This is a genomic window from Acinetobacter sp. UBA2063 (assembly GCF_002333245.1).
GTDB lineage: Bacteria > Pseudomonadota > Gammaproteobacteria > Pseudomonadales > Moraxellaceae > Acinetobacter > Acinetobacter parvus.
The window spans coordinates 1-2,541 of record NZ_DDAH01000082.1 but is presented as its reverse complement, the minus strand read 5'-3'; the positions used below and the strand labels follow the sequence as shown (position 1 = coordinate 2,541).

Below are 2,541 nucleotides of genomic sequence, written 5' to 3'. Positions count from 1 at the left end.
GATTGCTAAATTTTCATGAATCATATGTCTCATGGTGTCATTTCTAGGACGTCCCATAAATCCACTAGAAAATCCAGTATATGCTGAAAATCTAATATCAAAAGGACGATATGAAATTTTTATGATTTCAGGTTTATTGTTTTGTATATCTATTTTCGCATTCTCATATGACCAGCCTTTTGAGTTTGGTCTTTGATATTTTTTTAATAGGTCTTGAGAGCTTAATTCTTGAAAATCTGAAAGAATATTTTTAACAGATGTTTTATTAAAAGATATAGCGATGTCGTCACATTTTGATTCAATACCTGTGCTAAAAATCTTGAAAAACTCCGCAACACTAAACCATTTTGAGTAATGATTGATAAGTTCTAGATCTTTTTTTACGAAAAAGTAATTTGGTGCATCTAGGTGTATGTTTTGCCAAGATATTTGGTTTATAGAAAATTGATTTAAGCTTTCATATTTGAATTGTCTTCTACCAAACAAATCGTGATGGAGAACTTTAGCAAGTTCATCTTTTTTCTTTTTACCTGTTTTAATAAAGATGTTGATCGATACGCCTTGCATGATGTCAAAGACATTTTGGTCAATACTGCCATCAGGTGCGGTTTCTTTTTTCTTACTATTCCCATGTAAATCTAAGATATAAATTTTATCAAAACTTTTGAGTAATTCATGACGCATTTGACGGTGCGTAATGCCATCAATAAAACTATTGTTTGAAATGTAGGCTAAAATGCCTTCTCCATTTTTATCTATAAAATGTTGTCCGTAGCGGATAAATTTAATGTAATCATCATCAAGGTTAATTTTCCTCTCATTTAAGTTCTTTTTATAGTCAGCAATGAGGCTTTGGATCCAATCACTTTTATTGCTACTACTAACACTATACGGTGGATTACCAATCACACACATGACAGGTGTATCACGTTTTATGTGGTTGGCTTCATTGGCTTCGCTACTTAACCAATTGGCAAACAGTGTGCCTGTATCGGGGTGACTTTCTTCTAAACTGTTGGTTAAATACACTCGTAAGCGTTGCGCTTGCTTGGGTTTATAACCTGTATCGGTTAGCAACAAATCAAGTTGCAAATGCGCCATTGCATAACTTGCCATGAGCAACTCAAAACCATTTAAACGTGGTAATAAATGGCTTTCGACATAGTTACTCCAAATGCCTTGCTGCCCTGCAAATTTTTGATGAATATGTTTCACCACTTCGGCAAGAAACGTCCCTGTACCTGTGGCAGGGTCAAGAATTTGCACTTTATGCACTTCTTTGGTTTCGGTAATACGCTTGCCTTTGGCTTTACCTTTGGTAATGGCTGTACCTGTTGCTTCTACTTCAATCGTGGTTTTACTGGTATCGGCTAAACCTTGCGCTAAACCAAATTCGGTTTTTAAAATATCATCTACGGCACGCACAATAAAATTGACCACTGGGGCAGGGGTGTACCAAACGCCACGAGCTTTACGCAATTTGGGGTCATATTCACTCAAGAAAGTTTCGTAAAAGTGAATAATCGGGTCTTCCATTTTGGTGGAACGCCCATAATTTTTAAGGATTTCATGTACATTACAATGTAGAAAAACATCAACCAAGCTATCGACAATCCATTTAATACGGTCATCAATATCAGGGCCCGCAATATAGCCAAATAGTTTGCGTAAAAATGGATTGGTTTTAGGAATCAGTTCCGCCGCTTCCTGTCGGCTAAAAGTCGGTAAGGTCGGGTCATGTAAACGTGCGGCAAACATACCGTAAGCAATAGTTTGAGCATATACATCAGCAAAACCTTTCGGGGTAATGTCATGTATCAGGATTTGTTTAAAGGCTTGTTTTTGGTCTTTTAATGTACTGTCCTCAAAGCTATCTTCATCACTGGTTAAGGCTTTTTCAATCACATCAGAAAGTAGACGCGCTTTTGCTGCCATCATTTCTGCAAGTTTTTTAGGACTTTTAATGGTTTGTCCAATATGGGTACAAAAATTCTTGATGAGATTTTCAAAGACAGTAAAGTTCTCAGGAAGCGCTCGGATATGATTGCCAGTCACCTCAGCAATGGCGATTTTAGTGATAAATACGCCATCCTGATAAATATGAAAATTGAGATAGTCCGTAAAAATAAGATTGTTTAATGATGCTTTGTAACGATCAAATTGTTCTTTATTTCCTGTCTTTTTCAATCCGTCTAAGTCTTTATCACCGATATCTTTTGCTTCAATAAAGCCAATCGGAATATTTTTCTTTGTCAAAATATAGTCAGGTGCGCCACAAGATTGCCTTTTAGGTTCATTGGTCGCAGTAATATCTGGGACTATCGATTCAATCAGTTGGGCAAGATCGCCACGAAAGGTATGTTCTGTCGCATTGCCAAGTCGATAACGATGATTAATACGGTCTATATAGGTTGAAATAAAGTGACTCATATTGTTGTCTCATATTTGTTTAAGCTAACAATATAATTTATATAATAAAAAATCCATAAAAATGGGAGCATCAGCTCCCATCATTTTTATTTGGTTATTTGCCAGTCATAG

1 protein-coding gene is annotated in these 2,541 nt (G+C 36.0%); it reads right to left on the bottom strand.

What is annotated here, in order from left to right:
- The coding region (locus B4H32_RS03610) for a type ISP restriction/modification enzyme (RefSeq protein WP_286800032.1) at positions 1 to 2,430 on the bottom strand (2,430 nt) is incomplete at its 3' end.
- Positions 2,431 to 2,541: the final 111 nt, after the last annotated feature.